This window comes from Pseudomonas shirazensis (genome assembly GCF_014268785.2).
Lineage (GTDB): Bacteria > Pseudomonadota > Gammaproteobacteria > Pseudomonadales > Pseudomonadaceae > Aquipseudomonas > Aquipseudomonas shirazensis.
Map to the genome: position 1 here is coordinate 2,349,786 of NZ_JABWRD020000001.1, position 26,371 is coordinate 2,376,156.

General features: G+C 62.6%; 20 protein-coding genes, 2 tRNA genes and 1 pseudogene. 11 read left to right on the top strand and 12 right to left on the bottom strand.

Annotated features, from left to right (window positions below):
* Positions 1-27: 27 nt before the first annotated feature.
* Together nirD and nirB are read right to left on the bottom strand one after the other, a co-directional pair.
* Positions 28-390 (bottom strand): nitrite reductase small subunit NirD, encoded by a 363-nt coding sequence (gene nirD, locus HU736_RS10795; protein ID WP_103438249.1) that lies wholly within the window; start codon positions 388-390, stop codon positions 28-30.
* Complete coding sequence (gene nirB / locus HU736_RS10800; protein WP_186701514.1) at positions 390-2,942, bottom strand: nitrite reductase large subunit NirB; 2,553 nt, start codon at positions 2,940-2,942, stop codon at positions 390-392. Before nirB ends, nirD begins: the two co-directional genes overlap by 1 nt.
* Before the next feature lie 413 nt (positions 2,943-3,355).
* Between nirB and map the strand changes: the two genes are divergently transcribed.
* From map to HU736_RS10815, 3 genes are all read left to right on the top strand, one after another.
* Complete coding sequence (gene map, locus HU736_RS10805; protein ID WP_186701513.1) at positions 3,356-4,147, top strand: type I methionyl aminopeptidase; 792 nt, start codon at positions 3,356-3,358, stop codon at positions 4,145-4,147.
* Between the two features lie 108 nt (positions 4,148-4,255).
* Entirely contained in the window at positions 4,256-4,948 is a 693-nt protein-coding gene (locus HU736_RS10810; RefSeq protein ID WP_186701512.1) for a DUF1266 domain-containing protein, read from the top strand.
* Complete coding sequence (locus HU736_RS10815; RefSeq protein ID WP_186701511.1) at positions 4,945-7,593, top strand: J domain-containing protein; 2,649 nt, start codon at positions 4,945-4,947, stop codon at positions 7,591-7,593. The genes HU736_RS10810 and HU736_RS10815 overlap by 4 nt, the downstream gene beginning before the upstream one ends.
* Before the next feature lie 48 nt (positions 7,594-7,641).
* On the opposite strand, the gene HU736_RS10820 is transcribed toward HU736_RS10815, so the two are convergent.
* The 3 genes from HU736_RS10820 to HU736_RS10830 all read right to left on the bottom strand — a co-directional run bounded on the left by HU736_RS10820 (position 7,642) and on the right by HU736_RS10830 (position 9,670).
* On the bottom strand, positions 7,642-9,348 hold the full coding sequence (locus HU736_RS10820; RefSeq protein WP_103438252.1) for a molecular chaperone HscC: 1,707 nt from the start codon (positions 9,346-9,348) through the stop codon (positions 7,642-7,644).
* A gap of 156 nt (positions 9,349-9,504) precedes the next feature.
* Positions 9,505-9,581, bottom strand: a tRNA-Asp gene (locus tag HU736_RS10825).
* A gap of 13 nt (positions 9,582-9,594) precedes the next feature.
* Positions 9,595-9,670 (bottom strand) — tRNA-Val (locus tag HU736_RS10830).
* A 206-nt stretch (positions 9,671-9,876) separates the two neighbouring features.
* On the opposite strand from HU736_RS10830, the gene rdgC reads away from it, so the two are divergent.
* From rdgC to sugE, 3 genes are all read left to right on the top strand, one after another.
* Positions 9,877-10,794: a recombination-associated protein RdgC gene (rdgC, locus tag HU736_RS10835; RefSeq protein ID WP_103438253.1), complete on the top strand. Its 918-nt coding sequence runs from the start codon at positions 9,877-9,879 to the stop codon at positions 10,792-10,794.
* 73 nt (positions 10,795-10,867) lie between these two features.
* The gene (locus HU736_RS10840) at positions 10,868-11,833 is read left to right on the top strand and encodes a bile acid:sodium symporter family protein (RefSeq protein ID WP_186701510.1); all 966 of its coding nucleotides are present in this window, start codon (positions 10,868-10,870) and stop codon (positions 11,831-11,833) included.
* Positions 11,834-11,948: 115 nt separating this feature from the next.
* The gene (sugE, locus tag HU736_RS10845; RefSeq protein WP_101321713.1) at positions 11,949-12,266 is read left to right on the top strand and encodes a quaternary ammonium compound efflux SMR transporter SugE; all 318 of its coding nucleotides are present in this window, start codon (positions 11,949-11,951) and stop codon (positions 12,264-12,266) included.
* A gap of 72 nt (positions 12,267-12,338) precedes the next feature.
* Here the strand turns inward: sugE and HU736_RS10850 are convergent, their stop codons facing one another.
* Complete coding sequence (locus HU736_RS10850) at positions 12,339-14,213, bottom strand: MFS transporter (RefSeq protein ID WP_186701509.1); 1,875 nt, start codon at positions 14,211-14,213, stop codon at positions 12,339-12,341.
* A gap of 208 nt (positions 14,214-14,421) precedes the next feature.
* Here HU736_RS10850 and HU736_RS10855 point away from each other — a divergent pair, with 208 nt between their 5' ends.
* The gene (locus HU736_RS10855) at positions 14,422-17,898 is read left to right on the top strand and encodes a hybrid sensor histidine kinase/response regulator (RefSeq protein WP_186701508.1); all 3,477 of its coding nucleotides are present in this window, start codon (positions 14,422-14,424) and stop codon (positions 17,896-17,898) included.
* On the opposite strand, the gene HU736_RS10860 is transcribed toward HU736_RS10855, so the two are convergent.
* Both HU736_RS10860 and HU736_RS10865 read right to left on the bottom strand, forming a co-directional pair.
* Entirely contained in the window at positions 17,870-19,228 is a 1,359-nt protein-coding gene (locus tag HU736_RS10860; protein ID WP_178080838.1) for a DNA recombination protein RmuC, read from the bottom strand. The genes HU736_RS10855 and HU736_RS10860 overlap by 29 nt on opposite strands.
* Before the next feature lie 181 nt (positions 19,229-19,409).
* A pseudogene (locus tag HU736_RS10865) lies at positions 19,410-19,739 on the bottom strand (sel1 repeat family protein); the annotation flags it as partial.
* A gap of 956 nt (positions 19,740-20,695) precedes the next feature.
* Here HU736_RS10865 and HU736_RS10870 point away from each other — a divergent pair.
* The 3 genes from HU736_RS10870 to HU736_RS10880 all read left to right on the top strand — a co-directional run bounded on the left by HU736_RS10870 (position 20,696) and on the right by HU736_RS10880 (position 23,093).
* Positions 20,696-20,920, top strand: a complete 225-nt coding sequence (locus tag HU736_RS10870) for a hypothetical protein (protein ID WP_101321718.1) — start codon at positions 20,696-20,698, stop codon at positions 20,918-20,920.
* A 248-nt stretch (positions 20,921-21,168) separates the two neighbouring features.
* Positions 21,169-21,651, top strand: coding sequence for a hypothetical protein (locus HU736_RS10875; protein ID WP_103438260.1), 483 nt, complete (start codon positions 21,169-21,171; stop codon positions 21,649-21,651).
* Positions 21,652-21,797: 146 nt separating this feature from the next.
* The gene (locus HU736_RS10880; RefSeq protein WP_103438261.1) at positions 21,798-23,093 is read left to right on the top strand and encodes an OmpP1/FadL family transporter; all 1,296 of its coding nucleotides are present in this window, start codon (positions 21,798-21,800) and stop codon (positions 23,091-23,093) included.
* A gap of 35 nt (positions 23,094-23,128) precedes the next feature.
* On the opposite strand, the gene HU736_RS10885 is transcribed toward HU736_RS10880, so the two are convergent.
* Positions 23,129-24,058 (bottom strand): LysR substrate-binding domain-containing protein, encoded by a 930-nt coding sequence (locus HU736_RS10885; protein WP_186701507.1) that lies wholly within the window; start codon positions 24,056-24,058, stop codon positions 23,129-23,131.
* A 122-nt stretch (positions 24,059-24,180) separates the two neighbouring features.
* Between HU736_RS10885 and HU736_RS10890 the strand changes: the two genes are divergently transcribed.
* Positions 24,181-24,441, top strand: a complete 261-nt coding sequence (locus tag HU736_RS10890) for a DUF2798 domain-containing protein (RefSeq protein WP_186701506.1) — start codon at positions 24,181-24,183, stop codon at positions 24,439-24,441.
* 2 nt (positions 24,442-24,443) lie between these two features.
* Here HU736_RS10890 and HU736_RS10895 read toward each other — a convergent pair whose 3' ends face one another.
* Genes HU736_RS10895 through HU736_RS10900 form a run of 3 tightly spaced genes read right to left on the bottom strand, consistent with a single transcriptional unit; the run spans position 24,444 to position 26,362 of the window.
* Complete coding sequence (locus HU736_RS10895) at positions 24,444-24,995, bottom strand: glutathione peroxidase (RefSeq protein WP_186701529.1); 552 nt, start codon at positions 24,993-24,995, stop codon at positions 24,444-24,446.
* Between the two features lie 45 nt (positions 24,996-25,040).
* Positions 25,041-25,163, bottom strand: coding sequence for a hypothetical protein (locus HU736_RS21955; RefSeq protein WP_256585591.1), 123 nt, complete (start codon positions 25,161-25,163; stop codon positions 25,041-25,043).
* Positions 25,160-26,362 carry an MFS transporter gene (locus HU736_RS10900; RefSeq protein WP_150572528.1) on the bottom strand — a complete coding sequence of 401 codons (1,203 nt, stop codon included), beginning with the start codon at positions 26,360-26,362 and terminating at the stop codon, positions 25,160-25,162. The genes HU736_RS21955 and HU736_RS10900 overlap by 4 nt, the downstream gene beginning before the upstream one ends.
* Between the last annotated feature and the right edge of the window lie 9 nt (positions 26,363-26,371).

The window sequence follows — 26,371 nt, forward strand, 5'->3', positions numbered from 1 at the left end:
GCCCGCGGTCAGCGTCGGTCAGCCATCTTAGCGCATCGCCACCTCGACAGCCTCCCCTGCCAGGCGCACCGGCCAGGTCCGCAGCGCCTGCTGCGGGTCTTCCAGGCAGCGCCCGCTGCGCAGGCTGAAATGCTGCTTGTACAACGGCGCCGCCACCGTCAGCTCGCCACCGATGCTGCCGATCAGACCGCGGCCGATGATATTGGCGCCCGAGCGCGGGTCGCGATTGGCCACGGCATACAGCGGCTGAGCCTGGCCAGGCAGGTAGAACAGCGCCACCTGCTCGCCGTCCAGCCACACCACCACACCGGAATCGGCGACCAGATCGCCGCGCTGGCAAACCGTTTGCCAGTTGGGTTGTTGCGCTACTGCGACATTGGATGAGTTCATCAGACAACCTCCTCGACAGTTGGGATCAGGTGCAGCGCGGCCACTGGCCGGCGTTGTTCGCGTTCGCGCACGAAGTGCACGTCCGGGTCAGCGCGCTGGTCGTTGACGAAGGTGCGGAAGCGTTTGAGTTTTTCCGGATCGTTGAGGGCGTTGGCCCACTCGCATTCATACTGATCGACCACGTGCTGCATCTGCGCTTCGAGCTCGCTGCCAAGCTGCAGGCTGTCATCAAGGATCACCGCCTTGAGGTAATCCAGGCCACCTTCCAGGCCCTCGCGCCAGACCGAGGTGCGCTGCAGCTTGTCGGCAGTGCGGATGTAGAACATCAGCACGCGGTCGATCATGCGGATCAGGCTGTCGTCATCGAGGTCGGTGGCAAACAACTCGGCATGCCGCGGGCGCATGCCGCCGTTGCCGCAGACGTAGAGGTTCCAGCCCTTGTCGGTGGCGATCACGCCGATGTCCTTGCTCTGCGCCTCGGCGCACTCGCGGGTGCAGCCGGACACGGCAAACTTGAGTTTGTGCGGCGAGCGCAGGCCCTTGTAGCGGTCTTCCAGGCGCAGGGCCATGGCCACGCTATCCTGCACGCCGTAGCGGCACCAGGTGCTGCCGACGCAGGATTTGACCGTACGCGTCGACTTGCCATAGGCGTGACCGGTCTCGAAGCCCGCAGCGATCAGCTCGCCCCAGATCAGCGGCAATTCGTGCAACTGCGCGCCGAACAGGTCGATGCGCTGACCGCCGGTGATTTTGGTATAGAGGTCGTATTTTTTCGCCACCTGGCCGATCACGATCAGCCTGTCCGGGGTTATCTCGCCACCGGGAATGCGCGGCACCACCGAGTAGGTGCCGTTTTTCTGCATGTTGGCCATGAAGGTGTCGTTGGTGTCCTGCAGCGGCACCAGCGCGGCGTCCATGATCGGCTGGTTCCAGCACGAGGCCAGGATCGAACCCACCGCCGGTTTGCAGATGTCACAGCCAACATGGCCTTTACCGTAACGCTTGAGCAGCTCATTGAAGGTGCGGATGCCCTCGACCCGGACCAGCCCATAAAGCTCCTGGCGGGTATAGCCGAAGTGCTCGCACAGGCTCTTGTCGACGGTGACCCCACGGGCAGTCAACTCGTGCTCGAAGACCTGTTTGAGCAGCGCCGCGCAACCGCCGCAACCGCTGGCCGCCTTGGTGCAACTCTTGACCGCGGCGAGGTCGCTGCAGCCGCTGTCGATGGCCGCACAGACAGCGCCCTTGCTGACGTTGTGGCAGGAGCAGATGGTCGCCGTATCGGGCAAGGCATCGGCACCCAGCGCCGGCGCGCCGCCGCCCTGCGGCAGGATCAGCGTGGCCGGATCAGCTGGCAGGGCAATGCCGTTCTGGCAGTACTGCAGCAGGGTGTCGTAGTAGCTGTTGTCGCCAACCAGCACCGCGCCGAGCACGTGCTTGCCGCTGGCATCGACCACCAGCCGGCGATAGGCCGCGTTGGCCTCGTCGATAAAGCGATAACTGCGCGCGCCGGGAGTCGCGCCATGGGCATCGCCGATAGAGCCGACATCAACCCCAAGCAGCTTGAGTTTGGTTGACATGTCGGCGCCGGTGAACGGGGTGGACGATTCACCAAGCAACAGCGCAGCAAGGTTGCGCGCCATGCTGTAACCGGGCGCGACCAGGCCGAACACGCTGCCATTCCACGAGGCGCACTCGCCGATGGCGAAGATCTGCGGGTCGCTGCTGCGGCAATCGTGATCGATCGCCACCCCGCCACGCGCACCAATCTCCAGGCCGCAGGCGCGGCCGAGGGCGTCTTGTGCGCGGATACCGGCAGAAAACACGATCAGGTCGGTTTCAAGATACTCGCCACCGTCGAAATTCATTCGATAGCGGTACTCACTGCCCGTGCTGATCGACTGGGTGGCGCGTGACACATGCACCCCCACGCCCAGCGCCTCGATCTGCGCCTTCAAGGCAGCACCGCCTTCGCTGTCGAGCTGCACCGGCATCAAGCGCGGCGCGAACTCCACCACGTGTGCTTCCAGGCCCAGCGACTTCAAGGCGTTGGCCGCCTCGAGGCCCAGCAGGCCGCCACCGACCACCACACCCCGGCGGCTGCCGCTGGCGGCGGCGCGAATGGCGTCAAGGTCATCCAGGGTGCGATAGACCAGCCGCGACGTGCCGCTGGAGCCTTCGACTGGCGGCACGAACGGATAAGAGCCGGTGGCCAGGACCAACTGGTCGTAGCCATAACGGCCCTCTGCAGTGACCACTTCACAGCGCTCGCGATCGATCTCGAGCACGCCCTCGCCGAGGTGCAGGTGCACGCCGTGGCGATCGTAGAAATCCGCCTCGCACATGGCCAGCGCTTCGCTGTCGCTGCCGGCGAAGTACTCTGAGAGGTGTACGCGATCGTAGGCGCGCTGACGCTCCTCGCCGAATACGCGCACCTCGAAGCGCGCCAATGCGCCGCGCTCGACCAGTTGCTCGACGCAGTGATGGCCGACCATGCCGTTGCCGACGATGACCAGTCGCTGAAGTTGTCCGCCGTTCGCTGTTGCCTGCATAGCCGATCCTCGATCACGGGTTGGCGGGGTTGGCCGCCGCAAAGACAAAAAAAAACGCCTGGAGCCGAAGCTCCAGGCGCCTTTGCCTGTTCTCATCTGGGTGAGGCCCCTGATTGATCGCCGTTGATCAGTGGGGCGTGTTGTGGATGGGGTGTAGCAGGGACTGTGCCAATTTTCAGCGATGGCTTTGACCGGGGGCCGCTTTGCGGCCCTTTCGCGACACGAGGCGGCTCCTACAGAGGATCGGCGCTGGTGCAGACGGGGGTGGTGAGAAAGCCGATGCGCCGCCATGGGGGATTTTTGACTCGTCTTGGTGCACGCGTCCCCATCCTGGGGCACGGCGCCGCGGTGGCAAGGCTGGGTGCCATGGGGATATGCTGCAGCCTGATTCAAGCGAGGTCTTTGAAGCGCCAATGTCCCAAGTCATCCTCAAGACAGCCGAACAACTCGAGCTGATGCGCCGCGCCGGCCAGTTGCTGGCCAAGGTATTCGCCGAGCTCGACGGTTTTATCCGTCCCGGCATAACGACCATGCAGATCAACGACCACGCCGAGGCGTTCATCGTCCAGACCCTGCGCGCCAGGCCGGCCAGCAAGGGCCAGTACGGTTTCCCCTATTCGCTGAACACTTCGGTCGATCACGTCGTCTGTCACGGCATGCCCAAGGCTGACGAAGTGCTCGCTGAAGGCTCGATCGTCAACGTCGACATCACCCTGGAACAAGGCGGTTATATCGCCGACTCGTCGAAGATGTACCGCATCGGCGCGATCAGCGCTGAAGCCGAGCGGTTGGTAGAAACCACTTATGACGCGCTCTGGCGCGGCATCGAGCAAGTTCGCCCGGGGGCCACTCTGGGCGACATCGGCCACGCCATTCAGAGCACCGCCGAAGCGGCCGGCTACAGCGTGGTACGCGAATACTGCGGCCACGGCATCGGCCAGCAGATGCACGAAAAACCGGAGATCCTCCATTTCGGCCAACGCGGCATGGGCATGAAGCTCAAGCAGGGCATGGTCTTCACCATCGAGCCGATGATCAACCAGGGCGCGCGCGGCACCCGCGAGCTGAAAGATGGCTGGACGGTGATCACTCGCGACGGCGCGCTGTCGGCGCAGTGGGAACACACCGTTGCGGTCACTGCTGACGGTTATGAAGTGCTGACCCTGCGCGAGGAAGAACGTCTGGCCGGAAAAACGGTCAGCTGAAGCGCCATCCCGAGCAGGCCATTTGCCGCCGTGCTGGCCGCTATTTACAATCGCCACCCGCAAGGCCGGCCGTCCTCCCTGTTCTGCCCCGGCCCAGGAGTCCGTGTCATGGAAGAAACCGCGCAGCATTGGCTGCATGCCTTGTCCGCACCGATGGCTGCTCTCAACGGTGCCAGCTACACCGCGCCGGACTATCACGAGGGCGACGACCAGAGCGACCTCGAACGCTGGTGGGGCATCAGCAACCGTGCGCAGTTGCTGGACATGCTCGGCATGGCTGACAACGGCCACGCCACCGAGCTGTCCGAAGCCTACTGGCAGTTCCAGCGCTGCTTGCCCAGCCAGTGGCAAGCACTGCTCGAGCGCCTGCCCGAACGGGACCGGATCAAGTACCAGTACGCCGCCCGCACCTACCCGGACTGCGGCCCCGGCGGCACCCGCGCCTGGGACCTGGGGCGGATGAGCTTTCTGCTGCGCGCCGGGCTGAAAAAGTCCTATATCACTGCCGAAGAAAGCCTCTACCTGCATTACCGCCTGGCCTTGCGTGCCCGCCATTACTACAGCAGCTGGGACGGCTACCTGGCCGGCTACCTGTTCGGCAAGGCGCTGTGGAACGTCTCTGACAGCAGCGACCAGGCACTCGCCGCCGAACTCGAACGCCAGGGCAACGAGCACTGGAACCGCTGCATCCTGCTCAACCTGCGCCTGGGTGCCAGCGAGCTGCTGGCCAGCCTCAGCTGGGATCTGCCATTACCTGAACCGGAACGCCCGGCATCGCTGGAAGAGGACTGCTGGTCATGAGTTGCTGGATACGCCTTGGCCTGGAACCGACCCAGGACCTCAATCTGATCCGCCAGGCCTACCGCGGCCTGCTGCCGGCACATCATCCGGAAACTGACCCGCAAGGTTTCCAGGCGCTGCGCGAGGCCTACGAACAAGCGCTGCGCCTGGCCCGTGAAAGCGAGGCCGACGCCGCGCCAGTCGTCGAAACCGAAGCCAAAGCTGACGAGATGTCAGCCGCATTGCGCGGTTTTCACCGGTTGCTGGAAGACCCCACCCTGCGTTTCGATCCCGCCGCCTGGCAGGGCTACATCGCCGAGCTCGACGAACTGCCGTTGGACGAACTGGAACAACTGAGCTGGCAGCTGCTGCATGAACTGCGCAGCTGCGGGCCGATTTCGCACCGCTGCGCCGGCCTGCTGGCACAGCGCCTGGGTTGGGCTGAACAGTTGCTGCGCCTGCAAGACCCGCAGGAGGTCGAAGCATTCCTCCAGCGCCTGAGCGAACCCGATCCGTTCGATACCGCCCTGATGCGCGACTGGCCACCCGCTGCGCAATTGGAGACGCTGTGGTACTTGCGCAGCCTGGAATACTGCTTCAATCAGCGCCCGCTGTTTGAGTACGAGCAGTTTGTGCAGGCACACACCTGCCTCGCCTTCCCCAACGACGAGGCTCTGCTGCAACGTCTGCTGGTGCAGTTCTGCCAGGCCGGGATCGGCAGCCAGACCCTGCACGCGCAGGTGCAGCAGCAACTGCAACAGGCGCCTGACGATGTCGACCTGCTGTACCTGCTGGCGCGCCAGGCCGAGGCGCTTGGCGCTGAACAGCAGGCACTGGAATGCTGGCTGCGGCTGTGGCGCGAACATCGCCACCCGCAGGCCGAGCGCTGGCTGCTCAACCTGTGCGCACGGCACCAGCCGCAGCGCTTGCCGCTGCTGATCCAGGCGTTCGACCTGCAGACCCCGTGCGACAGCTGGCCGGCCGACCTCGCCGACCCGGCGCAGGCCTGGGGTAGCCCGTCGCAGAGCCCGCAGACTTTGTCGCGCTGGCTCGAAGCGGCGCGGCTTGAACTGGGCGACATTGCCGCGACATTCATCGATTGGCGCCTGGACGGTGACGACGAATTGCCGCTGCTGGCCTGGTTGCTGCAGGAGCAGCCGGACGCAGACTTGCAGCGCTTGTACTGGCTGGCCTGGGCCCTGCAACGCGGTGAAGCCGAGCTGCTGCGTCTGGTAGTCGCTGAGCCAGCGCGGGAAGACACTCTCGATAACCTGATCCTCGAAGGCTTGCAGGCGCAAGCGGCGCAGCAGCTGCGCTGGCTCGAACAGTCGCCGGTGGTGCAGGCATTGGTGGATTTCTGCACAGCCAATGATCCACGCGCACAGTTGCCTGAAGCGCTCGGTGAAGACGCCATCCGCCCGGTCTGCCGCGAGTGGCTGCGGCGTATGCGGGTGTATCCCGAGCAGGCGCTGCATGAACTCAATAGCCAGTTCGACATGCGCCGCATGTTCACCCGGCCGTTCGCCCTGCAGGCTCAGGAAGCCCTGGCCGCCCATGGCGCGCCACTACCAGCGCCGGCAGCAGGCGAATCACTGTGGGCCTGGCACCGTCAGCAGCTGTTCATGCTGGCGTTGTTCGACCAGCCAAGCCGCTGGCTGGCGTTGATCGACCCGCAACTGCCCGGGCAACTGCACTACCCTGCCGAGCACCCGTTTGCCACGCTGCACAGCGCGCTGCTGCAGGCCATCGCCGGGCCGCATGGCAGTAGCGATGTGCTGGCCGCGCTGGACTACAACGAACCGCTGCAAGGCCTGCTCGCCAGCCGCGTGCTGAGCCTGCGCACGGCCCTCGACAGCAGCCGCCTGCCCACCGCTGCGCAGTTGCTGACCTGCCTGGAAAACGAACCGGCGGTGCTCGACGATTACCCACTGGGCAAAATGCTGTTCTGCGCCGTGCTCTATCACGATCGCAGCCTCGACGAAGCCCAGCGCACCCGCCTGCGCGATCGCCTCGAGGCGCTGTACATCGAGGACTACTGGTACGAGCCGTTACGCCGCAGCCTGGTGGCCGGCAAGTGCACACATCCAAGCGGGCAGCTACTGCGTAAACAAGGGATGGCCAGCGCCCCGTTCAACGACGCTCTGGATGCCCTCGACAGCCTGCTCAATGACTGCGCACCGCCGAAAACGCGGTTGTTGCGTAGATTGCAGAAAGCCAAGGACAACGTCGACCTCGACCCCGGCCTGCGCTGCGCGATCATGGCGTTGCTGGGCTGGACCGAGCGCATGCTGCGCAACAACAGCAAGCAGGTGGCGGAACCAATGTGGGCGGTGTGGAAGCTCAACAGCCGCCTCGACCGCAAGGGCTTCGGCCTACATCTGTTAGCGGTGATCGCCTGCGGCAGCCTGATGACCTTGCTGCCGGCGATGGCAGCGCCGATGGTGCTGTTGATGGTCAGCGCCATGCTGCGCCGCCTGCGTGATCTTGGCCAGGGCGTGCCGGTGCTGATCCTGCTTGTGGTGCTCAGCCGGGTGCTGCCAGTGGTGCCGCTGATACTGGTAAGCCTACCGGGCGACAAACTGCCCAACCGCTATGGGCCAGTGCCGGGCAAGGCGGCCGATCTGGAGGGTGGCTTGCAGGCGGCCTTGCGCCGGATGAACGGCTAGCCATCACCCTGAGCAAGGCAACGGGCCGCAGTGCGGCCCGAGCCAATATCAGTAACGCAGCTCGTCCAGCGCCTGGCTCAATTGCTGGCGCTGGCGGCTGATCTCGCCGGCCTGCTGACCGGCCAACACTCCATTGAACGTATCCAGCCAGCTGCCGATCAGCTCGCGCTCATCGCCCAGGCTCTGCATCCAGGCTCGCTCCAGCCGCGCCAGCAGGGTGCGGTTGGGCAAGGCATCGCGTGGGTGAATCTTCAGCCGCGACAAGCGCTCATGGCTGGCCTGGCGCGCGTCCTGATCCAGCCCGGTCGGGCTGCGGTCAATGCTGTGGCTGTGTTTGAGGCCGGTTTCGATGAATGTCACATCGACTTCAAGCAAGCCGTTGATGTCGTAGCTGAAACGCACATCCAGTGACTGGATCTGCCCGGTCGGCTGCAGCGGGACCTCGAAACTGTCGACCAGAATATTGTCCCGCACCCAGGGCCGCTCGCCTTGGTATACCGCGATACGCACGGTTTTTTGCTCTGGGTGAGTGCTGTAGAAGCGCTCGACCCGTGAGGTGGGAATCACCGTGTTGCGCTCGATGATCGGCGAAAACGCGCCGGCGCTCTGCTCGCCACGCTGCGAGGCAATGCCCAGGGTGTACGGGCACACGTCGGTCAGGATCAGTTCGTCGATAGCCGCATCGCGTGCCTTGCAAGCCGCCTGGCTGGCGGCGCCGAGGGCAACGATGGTGTCTGGGTCCAGGTGCCGGTACGGCAGCCGGCCAAACAGCTTGGCCACAAGTTGCTGCACCTGCGGCATGCGCGTGGCGCCGCCGACCAGCACCAGGCTGTCGAGCTCCTTGGGGCTCAGGCGCGCATCGCGCAGGGCCTGTTCGATCGGTGCGCGCACCCGCGCCAGCAACGGCGCCCAGATGCCCTGCAGCTTGAGTTCGTCGAGCTGCCACTCACGGGCCTGGCCGTCGCCTTGCCAGGTCAAGGTCCATTGACCCTCACCCAGCGCATGTTTGAACTGGTCGATGGCGTCGTGCAGGCTGGCCAGCGCCTGTGGCTCGAGCTGCTCGAGTTTGAGCCCCCAGTCACGCAGGCACGCCAGCAACAATGCATCGGTAAAGTCTTCACCGCCCAGATAGTTGTCACCGGTGGAGGCATGCACTTCGATCAGCGGCAGCGCGTATTCCAGCACGGTCACATCGAAGGTGCCGCCGCCCAGGTCGAACACCAGTGTGCGCTCGAACTTTTGTTCGTGCAGGCCGTAGGCCATGGCTGCTGCGGTTGGTTCGTTGATCAGCCGCTGCACCTTGAGCCCGGCCAACTCTGCGGCAAACACCGTGCGCTTGCGCTGCTCGTCACTGAAATAGGCTGGAACCGAGATAACCGCTTCGCTGACCGGGCAGCCCAGATACGCTTCGGCATCCTGCTTCAAGGCACCCAGCACCAGCGCCGACAGCTCTTCAGGGGTGAAGCGATGCTCGCCCAGCTCGAAGCGCTTGTCGCTGCCCATGAACCGTTTGAAGGCAGCCGCGCTGCGCAGCGGATGGGTGGTCAGGCGGGCTTTGGCGGCTTTGCCGACCAGAATACTGCCATCGTCATCGACGCTGACCACCGATGGCGTCAGTACGTCGCCGAGGGCATTGGCGATCAGTTGGGCTTGGCCATCCTGCCATACGGCGATCAGGCTGTTGGTGGTGCCCAGGTCGATACCGAGCAAGGGCGCCGCAGCGGCGGGCATTGGAGAGGTACTGGCATCCTGCATGGTCGGTCTCTTGCGTGCAATGAAGAGCCGGAGCACAGCCTGTTGGCCGCGACCGGCGGACAAGGCATTCTGACGCAATGCCAGAAACAAAAAAAGCGACCCTAAGGTCGCTTTCTCTGTCGCTTCAAGGTGTTCAGTGGGCCTTGAAGCTCAATATGGCGCAGCGGACGGGACTCGAACCCGCGACCCCCGGCGTGACAGGCCGGTATTCTAACCGACTGAACTACCGCTGCGCTATACATCGAGTGGTGGGTGATGACGGGATCGAACCGCCGACCCTCTGCTTGTAAGGCAGATGCTCTCCCGGCTGAGCTAATCACCCTTCGTCTCGGTGTGGCGCGCATTCTACGGAGGACATACCACCCTGGCAAGCACTTTTTTCAAATAATTTTGCAGGCCTTTCAAGGACCTAGCGCTATCACGCTTTTATTGACCATTAACCGCCTGATGGCCCTCTGACAGGGTTGGCCGCATGGCCCCAGTCGGAGAATAATGCCCGCCTTATGCATTAAGGAGAGATCTACCCCCATGTGGTTCAAGAACCTGCTGACCTACCGCCTGACCCAGGAAGTCCCATTCGAGCCTGAGGCACTGGAAACTGCCCTGGCCAGCAAGCCGGCCCGTCCGTGCGCCAGCCAGGAGCTGACCACCTATGGTTTCGTCGCGCCGTTCGGCAAGGGTGAAGACGCCCCGCTGGTGCACGTCAGCGGCGAGTTCCTGCTGATTGCCGCGCGCAAGGAAGAACGCATCCTGCCCAGCAGCGTGGTCAACGACGCGGTCAAAGAAAAGATCGAAGAGATCGAGACCGAGCAGATGCGCAAGGTCTACAAAAAAGAACGCGACCAGATCAAGGACGAGATCATCCAGGCCTTCCTGCCACGCGCATTCATTCGTCGCTCGATGATCTTTGCCGCCATCGCCCCGCGTCAGGGCCTGATCCTGGTCAACTCGGCCAGCGCCAAGCGCGCCGAAGACCTGCTGTCGACCCTGCGTGAAGTCATGGGCTCGCTGCCGGTACGCCCGGTCACCGTGAAGGCCGCGCCTAGCGCGACCATGACCGAGTGGGTCACTTCGCAGGCGGCTGAGGACTTCCATGTCCTGGACGAGTGCGAGCTGCGTGACACCCACGAAGACGGCGGCATCGTCCGCTGCAAGCGTCAGGACCTGAAAAGCGACGAAATCCAGCTGCACCTGGGCAACGGCAAGGTCGTCACCCAGCTGGCTCTGGCCTGGCAGGACAAGCTGTCGTTCGTGCTCGACGACAAGACCGTGATCAAGCGTCTGAAATTCGAAGAACTGCTGCAAGAGCAGGCCGAGCAGGACGGAGGTGAAGAAGCGCAGCAGCAGTTCGATGCGAGCTTCCTGCTGATGATGATGACCTTCAAGGAGTTCCTGCCGGCGCTGTTCGAAGCGCTGGGTGGTGAAGACATTCCGCAGGGCGTCTGATTGCGGCCTGGGGTTGCCCGCGCAGCCCCACCTGCATCGATTGGCTACTTAATAGAAGAACAAGGATTGCTCCATGCGTGCCCTCGCCGCCCTCAGCCGCTTCGTCGGCAACACCTTCGCCCTTTGGGTATTACTGTTTGCCTGCCTGGCGTTCCTGCAGCCGCAATGGTTCATCGGCCTGAAGGTAGCCATCGTGCCGCTGCTCGGGCTGGTGATGTTCGGCATGGGCCTGACCCTCAAACTCGACGACTTCGCCGCCCTCGCCCGCCAGCCCTGGCGAGTAGCGCTGGGCGTGGTCGCACATTTCGTGATCATGCCGGGCATGGCCTGGCTGCTGTGTCAGCTGTTCCATCTCCCGGCAGAGATTGCCGTCGGTGTGATTCTGGTCGGTTGCTGCCCTAGCGGCACGGCCTCGAACGTGATGGTCTGGCTGTCCAAGGGTGACCTGGCGCTGGCGGTGGCGATTGCGGCGGTGACTACCCTGCTGGCGCCGTTGCTGACGCCTGCGCTGATCTGGTTTCTGGCTTCGGCCTGGCTACCGGTCTCGTTCATGGACATGTCCTGGTCGATCCTGCAGTTGGTGATGCTGCCGATCATTCTCGGCGTGCTCGCCCAGCGCTTGCTTGGCGCACGGGTGCAGGCTGCGGTGCAGGTGCTGCCGCTGGTATCGGTGGTGAGCATCGTGATGATCGTCTGCGCGGTAGTTGCAGCCAGCCAGGCGAAGATCGCCGAGTCGGGGTTGCTGATCATGGCGGTGGTGATACTGCATAACAGCTTTGGCTATTTGCTTGGCTACCTCACCGGCAAGCTGTGCAAGTTGCCGCTGGCTCAGCGCAAGTCGCTGGCTCTGGAGGTGGGCATGCAGAACTCGGGGCTGGGCGCGGCGTTGGCGGCGGCGCATTTTTCGCCGTTGGCGGCAGTGCCGAGCGCGTTGTTCAGCGTGTGGCACAACATCTCTGGGGCGTTGCTTTCAACCTGGTTCCGGCGTATGCAGGAGCCTGGGGAAACGCAGACCGAGACCAGGCCTGAGGCGCACTGACCTTGCCTTGGTAAATGCACTTGTGCAATATAGTGCACATGTGAGGACGACCTCACCGCGCACTGCGTGATCAACCTGGGGACGGCCCCATCCTTAATACGATGGAGACTCACAGATGTCCTGGATCATTCTGTTTTTCGCCGGCCTGTTCGAAGTGGGCTGGGCGGTGGGCTTGAAATATACCGACGGGTTTACCCGACCGTTGCCTACGGTGCTTACTGTGGGGGCAATGGTGATCAGCCTTGGCTTGCTGGGGTTGGCCATGAAGGAGTTGCCGCTGGGGACTGCTTATGCCATCTGGACTGGGGTTGGGGCAGTGGGTACGGTGATTGCCGGGATCATCCTGTTTGGAGAATCGATGGCGCTGATCCGACTGCTCAGCGTCGCCCTGATCATCACGGGCCTGGTCGGCCTCAAAGTCAGCGCCAGCTGATCCCCCCCTGTTCAAGGCAGCAAATGTGCGAGGGGTGTCCCGTTTCCGACGGCTCCCCCCACCTGACCCTGTTTAACGCCGATTGCCGCGCAGGGCACCGACCTGCGCGCGCAATGCTTCTGGCTGCGCCGCCTCCACCGAGATGGCAGCGCCCGCGACTATGGTCACACGCGACCACAGGCGCTTGAACAGGCCCTTGGCCGGATCGCGGCTGAAGAAGCTTCCCCACAACCCCTGCAAAGCCAGCGGAATAACCGGTACCGGGGTTTCTCGCAGGATCCGCTTGACCCCACCCTTGAACTCATCGATCTCGCCATCGGCCGTCAGCTTGCCCTCGGGGAAGATGCACACCACCTCCCGCGCCGCCAGAACCTCGGCGATACGGGCGAAGGCTCGCTCATGGATGGCTTCATCCTCGCTTCGTCCGGCGATCGGGATCGCCCCAGCCGTACGGAAGACAAAGTTGAGCACAGGCAAGTTATAGATCTTGTAGTACATGACAAACCGAATCGGCCGGCGAATCGCCCCAGCGATCAGCAGCGCATCGACGAACGACACATGGTTGCACACCAGCAGCGCCGCCCCCTCATCAGGAATACGCTGCAGGTCCCGATGCTCGACCCGATACATCGAGTGACTCAGCAGCCAGATCAAGAAGCGCATGGTGAATTCAGGCACGATGCTGAAGATATAAGCGTTAACGGCAATATTAAGCAGCGACACCACCAGAAACAGCTGTGGAATTGTCAGCTCGACCACGCTCAACAGCACAATGGTGACCAACGCCGACACCACCATGAACAACGCATTGAGAATGTTGTTGGCAGCAATCACCCGCGCCCGCTCACCCTCGGCAGTCCGCGCCTGAATCAGCGCATACAGCGGCACGATATAGAACCCGCCAAACACCCCAAGACCAACGATCGACAGCATGATCCACCAGGCCTGATGCATGCCCAACAACGCCAGCCAGTCGTGCGCCACGTCGGTGCTCGGCACATCGCCCGAATGCCACCACCAGAGCAGGCCGAACAAGGTCAGGCCAAACGAGCCGAACGGCACCAGGCCGATTTCCACCTTGCGCCCACTGAGCCGCTCGCACAGCAGCGAACCCAACGCGATGCCTACCGAGAACAAAGTCAGTACCAGCGTCACCACCGTCTCGTCGCCGTGCAGCCAGTCCTTGGCGTAGGCTGGGATCTGGGTCAGATAGATAGCCCCGACAAACCAGAACCACGAGTTGCCAACAATCGAGCGCGACACCGCCGGCGTCTGCCCAAGCCCCAAGCGTAGGGTCGCCCAGGACTGCTTGAAGATGTTCCAGTCGAGCTTCATCTGCGGCGCCACAGCAGCAGCGCGCGGGATCCAGCGGCTGGCCAGATAGCCGAGCACGGCAGTGCCGACGATGCCGCCGGCGACCACCGCTGCATAGCTGCTGGACGACATCATCACCCCAGCGCCAATGGTGCCCGCCAGAATAGCCAGGAACGTACCCATCTCGACCAGGCCATTACCGCCGACCAGCTCATCCTCGCGCAGCGCCTGCGGCAGGATCGAATACTTGACCGGCCCAAACAGCGCCGAGTGGGTGCCCATGGCGAACAGCGCCAGCAGCATCAGCACCAGGTGATTGCTGACAAAGCCCACCGCGCCGATCGCCATGATGACGATCTCGGCCAGCTTGATCGCCCGTATCAGCGCATCCTTGGCGAACTTCTCGCCAAACTGCCCGGCCAGCGCCGAGAACAGGAAGAACGGCAAAATGAACAGCAGCGCGCACAGGTTGACCCAGATCGAGCGGTCGCCCTCCAGGCTGAGCTTGTACAGGATCGCCAGGATCAACGACTGCTTGAACAGGTTGTCATTGAACGCGCCCAGTGACTGGGTGATGAAAAACGGCAAGAAGCGCCGCTTGCCGAGCAAGGTAAATTGCGAGGGGTGACTCATCAATCGATTCCCTGAGTGATGCCGGTGGCTGTTTGTTGATTAGAATGCACCTGAGCGTCATTGCGCCACATCCAGATGCAAGTCGCCTGCACTCAGGCCGCACTGCGACGACACGCCACTGCGACCATGGTCGACGCTGACGACGCGCAAGGCACATGCCAGACTTGTTCACCGGGCCCACGCTCTACCCTATTGCTGCGGAGTTTTCATGTCGTTGTCCAGCGGGCTGATCGCCGTGGTCGCCCTGGTCTATATGGCCATCATGTTCGCCATCGCCTTTTACGGCGACCGCCGCAGCACGCCTCTGCCGCCGCGCCTGCGCGCCTGGGTATATAGCCTGTCGCTGGCAGTGTACTGCACCAGCTGGACATTCTTTGGCGCGGTCGGCCAGGCCGCCGAACAGCTCTGGGCGTTCTTGCCGATCTATCTGGGGCCGGTGCTGCTGTTGGTGTTCGCGCCGCAGGTCGTGCAGAAGATGGTGTTGATCAGCAAGCAGCAGAACATCACCTCGATTGCCGACTTCATCGCCGCACGCTATGGCAAATCGCAGAGCCTGGCGGTGGTAGTGGCGCTGATCTGCCTGGTCGGCGTACTGCCCTACATTGCCTTGCAGCTGAAGGGTATCGTGCTCGGCGTCAATCTGCTGATCGGCGCCAATGCCGATGCCACCGGCACCCGTGTGCAAGACACCGCACTGGTGGTGTCACTGGTGCTGGCGCTGTTCTCGATCGTGTTCGGCACGCGCAGCCTGGACGTCACCGAGCACCACCGCGGCATGGTCCTGGCGATTGCCTTCGAGGCGCTGGTCAAGCTGCTGGCGTTTCTTGCCGTGGGCGTGTTCGTGGTGTTCAACCTGTATGACGGCTTCGACGACCTGTTCACCCAGGCGCGCCAGTCGGTGCAGTTGGAGAGTTACTGGCAGGAGACCATCAACTGGCCGTCGATGGTGGTCCAGACCGGGGTGGCAATGATGGCGATCATCTGTCTGCCGCGGCAATTCCACGTCACCGTGGTCGAGAACATCGAAGCGCAGGACCTGCGCACGGCGCGCTGGGTGTTCCCGATGTACCTGGTACTGGCAGCGCTGTTCGTGGTGCCGATTGCCCTGGCTGGGCAGATGCTGCTGCCGGGCACAGTGATCTCCGACTCGTTCGTGATCAGCCTGCCACTGGCCGAAGCGCATCCAAGCCTGGCCTTGCTGGCCTTTATCGGCGGCGCCTCGGCGGCCACCGGCATGGTCATCGTCGAGGCTGTGGCGCTGTCGACCATGGTCTCCAACGACATGCTGCTGCCGTGGCTGCTGCGGCGCAAAAACGCTGAACGCCCGTTCGAAGCGTTCCGCCACTGGATGCTCTCGGTGCGCCGGGTGACCATCGTGGTAATCCTCTTGCTGGCGTATGTCAGTTACCGCCTGCTGGGCTCCACCGCGAGCCTGGCGACCATTGGCCAGATCGCCTTTGCTGCGGTCACCCAGCTGACCCCGGCGATGCTCGGCGCGCTGTACTGGAAACAGGCCAACCGCCGTGGCGTATTCGCCGGGCTGGCGGCGGGGATCTTCCTCTGGTTCTACACCCTGGTGCTGCCGATTACCGCGCACAGCCTGGGCTGGTCGCTGCAACTGTTTCCGGGCCTGACCTGGCTCGACAGCAACCCACTGAACCTGCCGATCACGCCACTGACCCAAGGTGTAGTGCTGTCGCTGGCGGGCAACTTCATCCTGTTTGCCTGGGTCTCGATTCTGTCGCGCACGCGCGTGTCCGAGCACTGGCAGGCGGGCCGGTTCATCGGCCAGCAAACCAGTGAGCGGCCAAACAGCCGTTCGCTGCTGGCGGTGCAGATCGACGACCTGCTCAACCTCGCCGCCCGCTTTGTCGGCGAAGAACGCGCCCGGCAGAGCTTCATTCGCTTCGCCTACCGCCAGGGCAAGGGCTTCAACCCCAACCAGAACGCCGATGGCGACTGGATCGAACACACCGAACGGCTACTCGCCGGCGTACTCGGCACCTCCTCGACCCGCGCCGTGGTCAAGGCTGCCATCGAAGGCCGCGACATGCAGCTGGAAGACGTGGTGCGCATCGCCGACGAGGCCAGCGAGGTGCTGCAGTTCAACCGTGCGTTGCTTCAGGGCGCCATCGAGAACATCAACCAGGGCATCAGCGTGGTCGACCAGAACCTGCACCTGGTGGCCTGGAACCGGCGTTATCTGGAGTTGTTCAACTACCCTGAGGGGCTGATCAGCGTGGGTCGGCCGATCGCCGATATCATCCGCTACAACGCCGACCGCGGCCTGTGCGGCCCGGGCGAGGCGCAGGTGCATGTGGCGCGCCGGCTGCACTGGATGCGCCAGGGCCGGGCGCACACCTCCGAGCGGTTGTTCCCCAATGGCCGGGTGATCGAGCTGATCGGCAATCCGATGCCGGGTGGTGGTTTTGTCATGAGCTTTACCGACATCACCCCGTTCCGCGAGGCCGAGCAGGCCCTCAAAGAGGCCAACGAAGGCCTCGAACAACGGGTCGCCGAACGCACCCATGAGTTGTCCCAGCTCAACCAGGCGCTGACCGAGGCGAAGAGCCGGGCTGAGGCCGTAAGCCAGTCGAAAACCCGATTCCTCGCTGCGGTCAGCCATGACCTGATGCAGCCGCTCAACGCTGCACGCTTGTTCTCGGCCGCGCTGTCGCAGCAAGCCGAGGGCATGAGCAGCGAGTCCCAGCAACTGGTGCAGCACATGGACAGCTCACTGCGTTCGGCTGAAGAGCTGATCAGCGACCTTTTGGACATCTCGCGCCTGGAAAACGGCAAGATCACTCCCGACGTGAAAGCCTTTGCCCTGAGCGATCTGTTCGACGCGCTGGGCGCCGAGTTCAAAGTGCTGGCGGCAGAAAAGGGCCTGGAGTTCCGTGTCCGTGGCAGCCGCCTGCGGGTGAACAGCGACATCAAGCTGCTGCGCCGGGTGCTGCAGAACTTCCTGACCAATGCCCTGCGTTACGGCAAAAGCCCGATCCTGTTTGGCGTGCGCCGCCAGGGTGGCCGGCTATGGCTGGAAGTGTGGGACCGCGGCCCCGGCATAACCGACGACAAACTGCAGGTGATCTTCCAGGAGTTCAAGCGCCTGGACAGCCACCAGACCCGCGCCGAAAAAGGCCTGGGCCTGGGCCTGGCGATCGCCGATGGCCTGTGCCGGGTACTCGGCCATGCCCTGGAAGTGCGCTCGTGGCCGGGCAAGGGCAGCGTGTTCCGCGTCAGTGTGCCGATTGCCAGCGGCAGCGTCGCGCCGGCTGCAGCCGTTGAACAGCAGCCAGGGCAACCGCTGGCGGGCCTGCAGGTGCTGTGTGTCGACAACGAAGACAGCATCCTGCTCGGCATGAACAGCCTGCTCAGCCGCTGGGGCTGTCAGGTCTGGACTGCGCGCAGTCGTCAGGAATGCGAAACGCTGCTGGCCAATGGCATGCGCCCGCACCTGGCGCTGGTCGACTTTCACCTGGATGAAGGCGACACCGGCACCGAGCTGATGGCCTGGCTACGCACGCGCCTCGGTGAGCCGATGCCCGGTGTGGTGATCAGCGCCGATGGCCGCAGCGAAACCATTGCCATGGTCCACGCCGCCGGCCTCGATTACCTGGCCAAGCCGGTCAAGCCAGCCGCCTTGCGCGCCCTGCTCAACCGCCATCTGAGCCTGGTTCAGTAAGCGCTTCATCACTCAAGGCGCGCTCCAGCAAGTCCGCCGGCAGGCTCTTGCTGGCCCGCGCGCCGAGCAACTTGAGCTGCTCACTTCGGCTGATCAGGTTGCCACGCCCTTCACAGAGCTTGTTGCGCGCGGCGGAGTAAGCCTTGTCGACCTGCTGCAAGCGACTGCCGAGCTCGTCCAGATCCTGGATGAACAAGACGAACTTGTCGTACAGCCAGCCGGCCCGCTCGGCGATTTCCCGCGCGTTCTGGCCCTGGCGCTCCTGCTTCCAGAGGCTGTCGATCACGCGCAGGGTGGCAAGCAAGGTGGTAGGGCTGACAATCACGATCTGCCGATCGAATGCCTCCTGGAACAGGTTCGGCTCGGCCTGCAATGCCGCGGAGAAAGCCGCTTCGATCGGCACGAACAGCAGCACGAAATCCAGGCTATGCAGCCCCTCGAGGCGGCTGTAGTCCTTGCCGGACAAGCCTTTGACGTGGCTGCGCAGCGATTGCACATGCTGCTTGAGCGCCGCTTCGTCATTGCCGCTGACCCACTGCTGATAGGCCGTCAGGCTGACTTTGGCGTCGACCACCACCTGCTTGTCGCCGGGTAGCATGATCAGCACGTCCGGCTGAAAGCGCTCGCCGTCGGCGCTTTTCAGGCTGACCTGGGTTTGGTACTCGCGACCCTTCTCCAGCCCTGCGTGTTCGAGGACCCGCTCAAGAATCAGCTCGCCCCAGTTGCCTTGAGTCTTTTGCCCTTTGAGCGCCTGGGTGAGGTTGGTGGCTTCATCCGACAGGCGCAGGTTGAGCTGCTGCAGACGCTCCAGCTCCTTGCTCAGCGAGAAGCGCTCACGGGCCTCCTGCTGGTAGGTTTCGTCGACGCGCTTCTCGAAGGCATGGATACGTTCCTTGAGCGGATCAAGTAACTGTCCGAGTTGCTGCTGGCTAGTCTGGGTGAAGCGCTGCTCGCGCTCGTCGAAAATCTTTGTAGCCATTTCGGCGAACTGCGCGCGCAGCGTGTCGCGGGCCTCTTGCAGGTCTTCCAGGCGCTGCTGATGGCTCTCCTGCTGCTCGCGCAGCTCGGCTTGCAAGCCGGCGGCATGGGCTTCCAGACGGCGTAGCTCGGACTCGCGGTTGCTGCGTTCGAGTTGCCAGGCATGGGCGGCGTCGCGGGCATTGTCACGCTCGACCTGCAGCAGCTCGACCTCGCGGCCCTGGGCGGCCAGGCTGGCCTGCTTGGCGCTATTGGCCTCGGCCAGGTCGCTGATTTCGTCACGGCTGGCATCAAGCTGGGCCTGCAGCCCTTGCTGGGCGAGCAATGCCGTGCTCAGGCGCTCTTCGAGCAAGGCCCATTGCCGTTGCTGGGCAGCATGGCGCTGCTGTAGGTGCCAGACCCAGCCCAGGCAAGGAATTGCCGCTGCTACAAGGCCCAGCACGATGCTGAGCAGATCCACCGCCATAGCTACCTCAATTGCGTCTATCCAGAGGCAGGCAGCTTAACAGGCCGGCGCAGCGGCTTCAGGAAGGATTGTGCTCGCTGGCCGGATTCAACCGGGCGTACTCGGCCTGAGCCTGCGGATCGCCGGCACGTGCGGCCTGGCGCAGCAGCTCGTGGCCGATACGCCGGTCGCGGGCATTGCCGCAGTCACGACAGAGCATCTGCCCCAGACGACTCTGGGCGACCACCACCCCTTGCCGCGCAGGCTGCTTGAGCAGGCGTCCAGCCAGGTGTTTGACGCTGTGCTTTTCGCCCAGGCGCGGGCTGTCGAGCAACCACAAGGCGACCTTCAAGGAAAAACGCTTGGGTGCGGGCGCAGATACAGGCGATGGAGCGAGGTTTTTACCGCGAAAATTCATAACCGACAGCGATGGCAATTCGTGAGGCGCGCCACTCTACCGGATTTTTCAACGGAAGGGCTGCGCCTCTGTTGATGAAATTTTCACAAAATCTGCCATTCCTTTATTGACCTTTTCAAACGGGCCACACTGCCCCGGGTATTTCGACAGGATTGTCCGACAGCAATCGAAAGTGCTGGCACGCCCGTGCTAGAGCGAACGCGCGGGACAATCCACAGAACCTGTGGATAACTCGGTGGACAACCACTTCATGATGTCTTCAAACCCTTGTGAAATGGGGGCTGCAGTCAAGTTGACGATTTTTTCACCAGCTCAAATAAGTGTTTTTTTTCATTGACTTAAGGACGCGGCCCAGGCATTGCCCGAGCTATCCGAACGAATGGCGCAGCCTGACAATAGCTGCGCTGAATGTGTACAAGTGCACCGCAATGCTGCAACCAAATGAGCCAAAGTGGCCCATCACGGCTCACGAAGGCTACACAATTGCCCCTTCACAGGCGTGTGCATAACCACCATAATGATCGGCTTCGCGGGTCATTCTCTAAATAAATTTGCTAGCCTCGGATTAATCCTGTAGGGTGGCCCTCGTTAGTACCCAGCTGAAAGTCAATTCTGGCCAGTAAGGTCCCTGCAGTGTCCGGCTCCCCCCAAGAGCACGAACTGCTGAAACAGGACCGGCCCTTTCGATGATTCACTCGGCAGCCAAAGCTGCTCAAGCGCGAATCACCCTTGCAGATTGATCGGGATCTTCACCCAGAGGCCATGAACCTTTGCCTCGGTGTGCCTGCCCGCCTTTTGACGTACCTACCAGTCAGCCAAGCGCCTACCTATTTTGATGCGCCACCTCTGGCTGCCCTGTTCCAGTCAGGTTCAGCGCCACTTTAATAAAGGCGTCACTGGAACGTTTATAAGATGCACGGATCGAATCCCGTGTCCAAAGCAGGAACCTCCACATAATGACAAATCATCATCAGTTTCACAGTGCCGTTGGCACGCTTTCTCAGGCCTTCGCTCCACTGAAGTGTCTTATCGTTGCCCCGCGTAAGGGCAGCTTCAGCTTCACCCTGGTTGACGAGCATGGCATTGCTTGCCACAGCGAACGTCTGTATCCAGAACAGTACAACCGCGCCGGCCCACTGCAGGCAGTGATCGACCGCACGCGTCAGTCGCTGGTCGCGTAAGGGCTGAATATCAGCCCATTCGCGCGCTGAATTTGCCATCGAAACTACTGCCGGTTGGCTCTTGGCTTAATTGCTGCAAAGCATATGGCCCCCAACCTCTGGCAGTAATCGATTTAAAAACAGGCCTTTACACCGTGATTATCACACTACACTTCAACTCGAGCGGTGCGATCCGCTTCCGACGGGCCTGACCCTTCCCCAGCTGCCAAGCTCCAGCGCCCGTCGGCCCTTAATTGAATGAGGGCATCATGGGTATCGCTGCCAGTGAATTGTGTCGCTATGTAATCAAACCCACCCTGGTTTACCTCGGCCGGCATTGCGCCAGCGCCGAAGCTTTGCTGCTGGGCGTTGCAGCCAGCCAGTCGGCTTTGGGCTCTGCCCTGCACGACCGCCGCGGGCACGGCCTCTACCGAATCGGCGAAAGCCGCCACCAGGCGCTCTGGGACGAATTTCTTGCCCACGACCCGGAACTAGCCAGCCTGATCCGCGGCCTGGCCAGCCAGCATGCCTTCCTGCGCGGGCCGCACCTGGAGCTGGCTGTCAACCTGCGCTACTCCACCGCCATCGCCTGGATGCTGATCGAACAGCGTGCGTTGCCCTTACCGGCGGCAGACGACCTGCTCGGGCACGCGCGAATATGGCGGCAGATTTTCCATCCGCAGGGACGGCTACGTGACTTTACCCATGCCTGGCATACCTGTATCGAGCCAGTGATGGCGCCGGAGTCGTAGGACTGCTCCTACAGAAATCGAGAAAAAACACGATTCTGGTCGGATTGTCCTACAAAACCGCTCTATCTCCTGCGTTTGGGGCTATAGCGCAGCGCGCGATTTGTTGGTAGCTTTTCGCCCCGGAGATCCCAAGGAGTTTCACAATAATGAAAAAATCAATGCTCAAAACCTCCCTCGGCGTTGCTGTTGCCCTCGCTTCCAGCCAATTGCTGGCCAGCGGCTTTGCGCTCAACGAGCAGAGCATCAGCGGTATGGGGACAGGTTTCGCGGGTCGTTCTTCTTCTGCCGAAGACGCCAGCACCGTGTTCGGCAACCCTGCCGGCATGTCGCGGCTCAAGCGCGAACAAGTCACCGTCGGTGGTGCAGCCGTGATTGCCAAGTCCAAGATCAGCGGTCAGGGCAGCTATGGCGGTGAAACCGATGGCGATATGGTGCCGGTCGTCGGCGTACCCATGGGTTACTACGTCAAGCCGATCGATGATCACTGGAGCGTCGGTTTTGGTGTCTATGTGCCGTTTGGTCTGGTTACCGACTACGGTAGCGACGACGCTGCGCGCTACTGGGGCAAGAAAAGTCACGTAGAAGTGGTCACCTTCCAGCCGACTGTTAGCTACGCCTTCAACGACAAAGTGTCGGTCGGCTTCGGCCCAACCTTCAACCGCATCGAAGGTGAACTGGGATCGAATCTGCGTAATCTGGTTCCAGGCGGCGCAGATGGTGAGGTCAAGATCAAGGGCGACGACGTTGCCGTAGGCTACAACATTGGCGTGATGGTGCAGGCGACCGATCGCACTCGCTTGGGTCTGACTTACCATTCGATGGTCGACTACAAGCTCGAGGGCAAGACCAAGGTCGGTTATTCGGTGCCGCCGCTGGGCATCAACATCGACGACAAGTTCGATGCGACTTTGAAGATCAAGACGCCTGAGTCAGTCGACTTCTCCGTTACCCACGAGTTGGACGATCAGTGGACCTTGTTCGCAGGCAGCACCTGGACTCGCTGGAGCCGACTGGAGGCCATTACCGTCAACAACGAGCTGCCAGCCGGTCTGGCTGCCAACCCGATTGGCGGCGCCTTCGGCACCATCAGCGAAGAGCAGCACTGGCATGACACCTGGGCGCATGCCATCGGCGCATCGTACAAGGTCAACAAACAGTGGACCCTGCGTACTGGCTTCTCGGTCGATCAGTCGCCGACCAACAACGAAAACCGCTCGCCGCGGATCCCGACTGGTGACCGCAAGATCTTCAGCCTTGGCGCAGGCTGGAGCCCGAACGACGACATGACCATCGACGTGGCCTACTCCTACCTGTGGGAAGAAGACACCAAGGTCAACAACCGTCCGGATACCCCGCAGGAAGGCGCCTTGAAAGGCTCGTACCAGGCCAAGTACGAAAACAGCGCTCATGGCGTAGGTGCATCGCTAACCTATCGCTTCTGAGGTTGAGGTAGGGGGGCCGCTCTGCGGCCCCCAATTCACGCTGGCACAGGCCAGACATCACCTAGACACTCCTGCAGATAATCCATGAATGCACGCACCTTGGCGGTCATGGCAGAGCGGTCCGCCACGCACACAAACACATCCATCGGCTCGGTCTGCGCGTAGGCCTGGCCTGCATCGCGGTTTTCAAACAACGCCACCAGCGCCCCAGACTGCAAATGCGGCCTGACGATAAACTCGGCCAGGCGAGTGATACCCCCGTCGTTCAAGGCCATTTGCGCCAATGCATCGACGTCATCGCTGACCAGCACCTGGCCAAACTCGGCGTCAAAGCGCAAGCCGTCACGGATGAACCCCCAGCGCAGGTAACGGCCATCCACCGGATACCGGAACACCAGGCAACGGTGCGTGCGCAGCGACTCGGGCGCAGGCGGCATGCCCATCTTGGCCAGATAACCGGGCGATGCACAGCAGACGAAAGGAATCTGCGCCAGATGCCGGGCGACCAGATTGTCTTCAAGCTGAGCGCTGATTCGCAGACTGACATCGACCCCTTCCCGAGCGTGGCTGACGCGTCGATCAGTCGTTATCAACTCTATTGAAAGATGTGGGTATCGCGCACTGAACGCCGGGATCAGCGGCGCCAGCACATGCCGGCCAAACGCCGAGGTTGAGGCAACGCACAGCCGCCCCTGAGGCTCGCTGTCCGGCGTGGTCACCGCCAGTTCGGCCAGCGCCAGATCATGCTCGATTTGCCTGACCCGCTCGTAATAAAGGCTGCCCGCGGGCGTCAGGCTCATGCTGCGCGTGGTTCGTGCCAACAGCCGCACCTGCAGGTGCGCTTCCAGCCGGGCCAGATTCTGGCTGACCGCAGCAGGCGAAAGGCCCAGCGTGCGAGCGCCAGCGGCAATGCTGCCGGCTTCGACCACCTTGATGAAGCTGCGAATGGTGTTGAGCAGGTCCACAGTACAGATCCCCGTATTCGTAAGATTCTCTTTATAAAGAACTCAACGAACCCGGTCTACAGGAGCAACCGAGCACTTGCTAATCTGCAGGCCTGAATCGGCTAACCAGCGAGAGCTCTCTCATGCAAGAACTGTCTCAAACCCGCTCTAAACGCAAATTGCGCCCCGCCGCCACGCCTTATGTATTCGCTCTGTATATGTCGGCGATCATGGCGTGCCTGATGTGCTTCGTCATCACCGCTGCCAACTCCGGCATCAATGACGAATACCTGCGCAACGTGTTCAAGGCCTACCAGCTGGCCATGCCGGTAGCCTTCCTCTGTGTGCTGATGGTACGGCCAGTGGTAGTGCGCCTGGTTGCAATTACCGTGCACCCGCACTGACATCACGGCTTGGACGCGATGGCCTTGGCGATTGCGGCCTTGAATTCCGGATCGTCCGGTTTGGTCAGACTGGAGAAGTTACCAATCACCTTGCCCTGGCGATCAACCACGTATTTGTAGAAGTTCCACTTTGGCGCGCTGCTTTGCTCGGCCAGCTTGACGAACAGCGGCGTCGCGTCGCTGCCGCGCACATGCTGCGCCTGGGTCATGGTGAAGGTGACGCCGTAGTTGGCGTAGCAGACCTTGGCGGTCTTCTCGCTGTCCTTGTCTTCCTGCTTGAAGTCATTGGAGGGCACGCCGAGGATTTCCAGGCCTTGCTCTTTATTGGCCTTGTAGACGGCCTCCAACCCTTCGAACTGCGGAGCGAAACCGCAATAGCTGGCAGTATTGACTACCACCAGCGGTTTGCCGGCGAAGCGCTGGCACAGGTCGATCTGCTCTTTGCCGCCCAGCTTGGGCAGGCTGCCCTGCAGGAGTTCGGGGCAGTCCGCCGCCCAGCTCGCGGCCAGCGGAGCCAGGCACAGCAACGGTATCGATAGCCAGCGTGCGCGCATCATTGTCAGTCACTCCTGCAAGTTCTTGAACCTGCAGGGTAGCCCTTAACAGACGCCCATGCCCAGCTGCATCAATGCCAGACCGCCCTGCTGCCATCCCCACCAGGCCACCGCCAGCAGCAGCAAGCCTGCCCCGGCCAGCAAGCCCTGCAGCACATAGCGCCTCATGCCGGCTGCGCCTGCAGGCGCGCGACAGGCCGTTCGCGTACTGGCCAATTGAGCCCAGCCGCGACCAGGCTGAGCACAATCGCGATCTGCCAGACCAGGTCATAGTTGCCCGTCTGGTCGTAAACCACCCCGCCCAACCAACCGCCGAGGAACGCCCCGATCTGGTGGAACAGGAAGACGATCCCGCCCAGCATCGACAGATTGCGCACGCCAAACAGGGTTGCCACCGTGCCGTTGGTCAGCGGCACCGTCGACAGCCACAGCAGGCCCATGGCGATGCCAAACAGGTAGGCGCTGAACTGGGTCACCGGCGCCCACAGGAACAGAACAATGACCACCGCGCGCAGCAGGTACAGCGCGGTCAACAGGCGTGGCTTGGACATCCGTCCACCGAGCCAGCCGGCGGTGTAGGTGCCGACAATATTGAACAAGCCGACCAGCGCCAGCACCGTTGTCCCGGTCGCGGCAGGCAGATGTTGGTCAACCAGATACGCCGGCAGGTGCACACCGATGAACACTACCTGGAAGCCGCAGACGAAAAAGCCCAGCGCCAGCAGCCAGAAGCCCGAATGCGAACAGGCCTCGCGCAGCGCCTGGCCGAGTGTCTGATCGACGCCCTGGCTGGGCATGGGGCGATCCTTGAGCATGGCCACGAACGGCACGATCAGCGCCACCATCAGGCCCAGCACCAGCAGCGCCGCCGACCAGCCCAGCCACTGAATCAGGCCTTGGGTGCCGGGCAGCATGGCGAACTGGCCGAACGAGCCGGCGGCGCTGGCGATACCCATCGCCATGCTGCGCTTTTCCGCTGGCACCGCGCGGCCGACCACGCCGAGGATGACCGAGAACGAGGTGCCGGACAGGCCGATACCGATCAGCAGGCCGGCGCTCAGCGACAGCGACCAGAGCGAGTCAGCCATGCTCATGGTCAGCAGGCCAGCGGTATAAAGGATGCCGCCAATGATCACCACTTTCGCCGCGCCGAGGCGGTCCGCCAGGGCGCCGGCGAAGGGCTGGGCGAGGCCCCAGATCAGGTTCTGCAGGGCAATGGCAAAGGCAAATACCCCACGCCCCCAGCCAAATTCCGTGCTCATGGGGTTGAGAAACAGGCCAAAGCCATGCCGCACGCCAAGCGACAAGGCCAGGATCAATGCTGCGCCGAGAAGCACCCAGCCGCTGGTTCGCCACACCGATGTCATTATTGTTAT

Excerpts from the sequence above, each read along its gene's own strand:
- HU736_RS10855 (WP_186701508.1), top strand. The coding sequence starts at position 14,422 with ATGTCGTTGTCCAGCGGGCTGATCGCCGTGGTCGCCCTGGTCTATATG.
- HU736_RS21955 (WP_256585591.1), bottom strand. The coding sequence starts at position 25,163 with ATGAGGCGCTATGTGCTGCAGGGCTTGCTGGCCGGGGCAGGCTTGCTG.
- rdgC (WP_103438253.1), top strand. The coding sequence starts at position 9,877 with ATGTGGTTCAAGAACCTGCTGACCTACCGCCTGACCCAGGAAGTCCCA.
- HU736_RS10875 (WP_103438260.1), top strand. The coding sequence starts at position 21,169 with ATGGGTATCGCTGCCAGTGAATTGTGTCGCTATGTAATCAAACCCACC.
- sugE (WP_101321713.1), top strand. The coding sequence starts at position 11,949 with ATGTCCTGGATCATTCTGTTTTTCGCCGGCCTGTTCGAAGTGGGCTGG.
- nirB (WP_186701514.1), bottom strand. The coding sequence starts at position 2,942 with ATGCAGGCAACAGCGAACGGCGGACAACTTCAGCGACTGGTCATCGTC.
- HU736_RS10895 (WP_186701529.1), bottom strand. The coding sequence starts at position 24,995 with ATGCGCGCACGCTGGCTATCGATACCGTTGCTGTGCCTGGCTCCGCTG.
- map (WP_186701513.1), top strand. The coding sequence starts at position 3,356 with ATGTCCCAAGTCATCCTCAAGACAGCCGAACAACTCGAGCTGATGCGC.
- HU736_RS10870 (WP_101321718.1), top strand. The coding sequence starts at position 20,696 with ATGACAAATCATCATCAGTTTCACAGTGCCGTTGGCACGCTTTCTCAG.
- HU736_RS10810 (WP_186701512.1), top strand. The coding sequence starts at position 4,256 with ATGGAAGAAACCGCGCAGCATTGGCTGCATGCCTTGTCCGCACCGATG.
- HU736_RS10890 (WP_186701506.1), top strand. The coding sequence starts at position 24,181 with ATGCAAGAACTGTCTCAAACCCGCTCTAAACGCAAATTGCGCCCCGCC.
- HU736_RS10880 (WP_103438261.1), top strand. The coding sequence starts at position 21,798 with ATGAAAAAATCAATGCTCAAAACCTCCCTCGGCGTTGCTGTTGCCCTC.
- HU736_RS10815 (WP_186701511.1), top strand. The coding sequence starts at position 4,945 with ATGAGTTGCTGGATACGCCTTGGCCTGGAACCGACCCAGGACCTCAAT.
- HU736_RS10850 (WP_186701509.1), bottom strand. The coding sequence starts at position 14,213 with ATGAGTCACCCCTCGCAATTTACCTTGCTCGGCAAGCGGCGCTTCTTG.
- HU736_RS10820 (WP_103438252.1), bottom strand. The coding sequence starts at position 9,348 with ATGCAGGATGCCAGTACCTCTCCAATGCCCGCCGCTGCGGCGCCCTTG.
- HU736_RS10900 (WP_150572528.1), bottom strand. The coding sequence starts at position 26,362 with ATGACATCGGTGTGGCGAACCAGCGGCTGGGTGCTTCTCGGCGCAGCA.
- nirD (WP_103438249.1), bottom strand. The coding sequence starts at position 390 with ATGAACTCATCCAATGTCGCAGTAGCGCAACAACCCAACTGGCAAACG.
- HU736_RS10840 (WP_186701510.1), top strand. The coding sequence starts at position 10,868 with ATGCGTGCCCTCGCCGCCCTCAGCCGCTTCGTCGGCAACACCTTCGCC.